We start from the raw sequence: 405 nt of genomic DNA on the forward strand, positions 1-405 counted from the left end.
CGCGTTGCTCGTTGAGCAGGTGCTGGTGGTGATGGGCGATCTGGTCGCGCTGCTGCAGCACCGTTTCCTGCAGGCGCCGCAGGCGGTCCATGGCCTGGATCCTGGCAGCCAGGATGACCGGGCTGTAGGGCTTGGCCATGAAGTCGTCGCCGCCGGCCTCGAGACAGCGCACCAGCGCGTCCTCCTCGTTCAGGGAGGTGAGGAAGATGATCGGCACCAGGACCTCGCCCGCCAGGGCCTTGATCCGCCGCGCCGCCTCGAAGCCGTCCATGACCGGCATCAGCGCATCGAGCAGCACCAGCTGCGGGCGCTGCTCGCTGAACAGCGCGACCGCCTCGGCACCATCCTGCGCGGTGAACACCGTATGGCCCTGGCGCCGGACGATCTGCGCCAGCAGCAGGCGAT

At 68.9% G+C, this 405-nt stretch carries 1 protein-coding gene; it reads right to left on the minus strand.

What is annotated here, in order from left to right; all coding sequences use genetic code 11:
- Nucleotides 1-405, minus strand: a 405-nt coding sequence (locus tag BAE31_RS11160; RefSeq protein WP_139336383.1) for a response regulator, incomplete at both ends; no start/stop codon positions are given.

This window comes from Bacillus sp. I-2 (assembly GCF_001974945.1).
GTDB lineage: Bacteria > Bacillota > Bacilli > Bacillales > Bacillaceae > Bacillus > Bacillus safensis.